Here is a 3,931-nt window from a genome sequence, read left to right on the forward strand (position 1 = left end):
CCTGCGTAACCGTTCATTGAGTATTGGCTCAAGGATTTTAAATCGTTTTGATATTCTATCTTTTTCCATGAGCTAATCATGGAGCAAATTTGAAAATTATGCAACATAAATGTTATAGTTATTTTATGACAATCTCTTAGTCCCTTTGACATCCGAACTGTAGGGATACGGCAAATGCGGTCCTTTTTCTTCCAATAAACCGACTACCGCGGCAATATCAATCTGTTCTTCCTCGTCCAGACTAACCCACCATGATTCAAATTCCTCGGTATATTCAACATTCCATTCTATAGAAGGAATATAACCTCCGGGGAATATCAAGTCAAGGGTTTTTATATCGATGAATACCGTTTGAAATCAAACGATTTCAGTGTGGCTAATGATTTGTGGATTTCAGGAAGCTATACGTAAATTTGTGAAATGGGAAACCGACAGCTTTTTCATAGCGCCTTTCTAACCGTTATTATCGTATGTCTTCTTTTGCACTTTAAATACCATTGCTCCTACGCATCCTTCACGTTCATAGGCTTCTTGTCGCGCTTTCGTTTCTTTCCGCTAATATCGCTTCCCAGTCCGGCAGATAGGCACTCATCAGGCTCTTGAAAAGTTTGCCGTGATTGGGAACCTGCAGGTGGAGAAGTTCGTGGACGATGACGAATTCCTGAAAAGTTCTTGGTTCCTGAAGAAGATCAGAGCTGAAAGAGACCCGTCCTTTGCCTGAGCAGGAGGCCAGTTCCGGAATTGAGATTTGTGGTAGTTTGTTTCTATAAAAATTCCACGATTGTTTTTTGAATGGCCGAACTCAACAAAGGAAGTTTTTTACGAAGCCGTTATCTTACGATGCATTCGCTAACAAAAGATTTTGCCACCAGTTCCATTTGAAGAAATTCTTCTTCGTTTAACTCAAGGTTTTTAGCGTTAAAAAATTCCGGCATAAGTACATTATTTTTATAAAAATGCTGAAGTACATACCGGTTTGCACCTGCAATAATTTTTGATATTTTTTCAATAACCGACACATCAACAAAGGGCTTAACAGATGTAGTCCTGAATTCATAATCAATTTTTGAATTCATGATAATTTGAATGCTGGATAATATATTCGCGGAGACAGAAGCGGATTTAGTAAAATAAGAATAGCGGTTTGGATCGGTTTTAATATCCATTGCAATATAGTCGATAAGCTCTTTCTCGATCAGATTTTTAATAACTTCGGGATTGCTTCCGTTTGTATCAAGTTTAACGGGATAACCAATTGCTTTGATATTTTTGCATACTGCATATATGCCGCTGTGAATGGTTGGCTCTCCGCCGGAAATAACAACACCATCTAAAAAATTCTTACGGTTTTTGAGAAAATCATAAATTTCCGTTTCTTTTAAAATTACAGATGGGTTGTTTTTCGCAAGTTCCGGATTATGGCAATAAGGGCATGCGAAATTACATCCTGAAGTAAAAATAATGCAACTTATTTTTTCAGGATAATCGATCAGTGAATTCTTTTGAATTCCGCCTATAATCATTGCCTGTTCATTTGTTAAAAAAGGCTGTAAAAATCATATTGAAGCCTGATATCTGATTAGAGGTTCTTCATAACAGTAATCGATCTCATTCTTATCAGTTTTTACTTCCGAATTTACAAGGCAGTTATCTTCATATTCTTCCGTTGGCAATACATAGATTTTTCTCATTTCAAATTCAGCCTGTTTACCGTTGTTCCATTGCTTTATCGGTCGCAGATATCCTACCACTCTTGAATAAACTTCTGTTTGGGTACCACAGGTCGGGCATTGTTCCTGTTTTCCTTTCAGATATCCGTGTGAAGGACATACGCTGAATGTCGGGGTAAGTGTGAAATAGGGCAAATGAAAACTGTTTGATATTTTTTTGATAAGTCCTTTAATTATAACAATATCGGATATGAGTTCACCCAAAAACAGGTGCAGTACCGTTCCGCCTGTATATTTTGACTGCAGATTGTCCTGCAATCTTAAAGTTTCATATATATCATCAGTATAGTTAACAGGAAGCTGTGTTGAATTTGTATAAAAAGGAGCAGCACCGTTTTGATAATCCACTTCATTGGCACATACAATTTCCGGGAAATCATGCTTGTCTTTCATGCACAAACGATATGATGTTCCTTCTGCAGGAGTAGCTTCAAGATTATAAAGGTCTCCTGTTTCTTCCTGTGCAGCAGAAAGCATATCGCGTATAAAGTCCATAACCCTGAGAGAAAACTCCAGGCCTTTGCTGCTTGCTATATCCGAACCTATAAAATTAAGGCAAGCCTCGTTCATACCGATTATTCCGATTGTGGAAAAATGGTTTTTCCAGTATAGACCCGTTCCGTTTTTAACTTCTCTTAAATAAAATTTGGAATAAGGATAGAGATTCTTTTCCGTAAATCTTTCGAGAATCTTTCTTTTTATGGAAAGACTTGTTGTTGCAATATTGATTTTTTCTTTAAGATTGTCAAAAAATTCATCTTCATTTTTAGAAACATAGCCTATTCGCGGAAGGTTTATTGTTACAACTCCTATAGAACCGGTAAGCGGGCTTGCTCCGAAAAGACCGCCGCCTCTTTTTAATAATTCCCTGTTGTCAAGACGAAGCCGGCAACACATTGATCTTGTGTCTTCAGGAGAAAGATCGGAGTTAACAAAATTTGAAAAATAAGGAATTCCATATTTGCCGGTCATTTTCCAGATTGCATCAAGATTTGGATTGTTCCAGTCAAAATCGGCGGTAATACTGTATGTCGGAATCGGGAAAGTAAATACCCTTCCCCTTGCATCCCCTGCCATCATTACTTCAGCAAAAGCTCTGTTTAACATATCCATTTCAGGCTGAAAATCGGAATATGTTTCCTCACACTCTTTTCCTCCTATTATAACAGGATGATCTTTTAAGATCGATGGAACAAAAAGATCCAGAGTTATGTTGGTAAAAGGCGTCTGAAAGCCAACCCGTGTAGGAATATTTATATTAAATACAAACTCCTGCATCGCCTGCTTTACTTCACTATATTTGAGCTTGTCAAAACGTACAAACGGAGCAAGCAGAGTATCAAAGTTTGAAATAGCCTGAGCACCGGCTGCTTCACCCTGAAGAGTATAGAAAAAATTTACAATTTGCCCTAAAGCCGACCTTAAGTGCTTGGGAGGAGCGCTTTCTATTTTTCCTTCTACACCTCTGAATCCTTTTACAAGAAGATCTTTTAAATCCCATCCAACACAGTAAACCGACAAAAGGCTAAGATCGTGTATATGTAAATCACCTTTTTTATGGGCATCTCTTACTTCAGGCGGATAAATCTGGTTTAACCAGTATTCTGAGGTCACATCCGATGATATATAATTATTGAGCCCCTGTAAGGAATAGCACATATTGCTGTTTTCCTTGATTTTCCAGTCAAGCTTCTGGATATAGTGCTCTACAAGATCAATATTGGCATTGGTTGCAATGCTTCGTATCTGGGCATGCTGCTCCCTGTATATGATATAGGCCTTTGCAGTTTTGTAGAAGGATGAATCAAGGAGCACCCGTTCAACAATATCCTGTATTCCTTCAACATCAGGAATTGGCCCGAGGCGAATTTCATGCGCAAGGGTTAGAACCCGAAGTGTAAGTTTTCTTGCATCTCTTTCATCGAATTCATCTGTTGCTCTGCCTGCTTTTGTTAAAGCAGCTGTGATTTTAGATGAATCAAACTCAACAATTCTGTTGTCGCGTTTTTTGATTTTTTCAAACACTTGTGCCACCTCATTTAGTTTTGTTGATTTAAAAGAAATCAGTAGTGTCCGGTTAAGTTTTTGCATGCTATATGGGATAAAAAAATTATAAAAATGTTTATTTTTTGCTTGACAAAGCAGATAAAAAATTTTTGTCGCCTTGTTATAAATTATAATTATAATAAGGAGTTAAGACA

3 protein-coding genes are annotated in these 3,931 nt (G+C 37.5%); all 3 read right to left on the reverse strand.

Annotation, left to right across the window (positions count from 1 at the left end):
• Window positions 1–520: 520 nt before the first annotated feature.
• The gene (locus VXK47_RS03670) at window positions 521–748 is read right to left on the reverse strand and encodes a M48 metallopeptidase family protein (protein ID WP_435547417.1); all 228 of its coding nucleotides are present in this window, start codon (window positions 746–748) and stop codon (window positions 521–523) included.
• Between the two features lie 82 nt (window positions 749–830).
• A complete protein-coding gene (locus tag VXK47_RS03675; RefSeq protein WP_435547415.1) occupies window positions 831–1,523 on the reverse strand; it encodes an anaerobic ribonucleoside-triphosphate reductase activating protein in 693 nt (230 codons plus the stop codon).
• 33 nt (window positions 1,524–1,556) lie between these two features.
• The gene (locus VXK47_RS03680; protein ID WP_435547416.1) at window positions 1,557–3,755 is read right to left on the reverse strand and encodes a ribonucleoside triphosphate reductase; all 2,199 of its coding nucleotides are present in this window, start codon (window positions 3,753–3,755) and stop codon (window positions 1,557–1,559) included.
• Window positions 3,756–3,931: the final 176 nt, after the last annotated feature.

It is taken from the genome of Desulfobacterium sp. N47 (assembly GCF_051233685.1).
Taxonomy (GTDB): domain Bacteria; phylum Desulfobacterota; class Desulfobacteria; order Desulfobacterales; family RPRI01; genus RPRI01.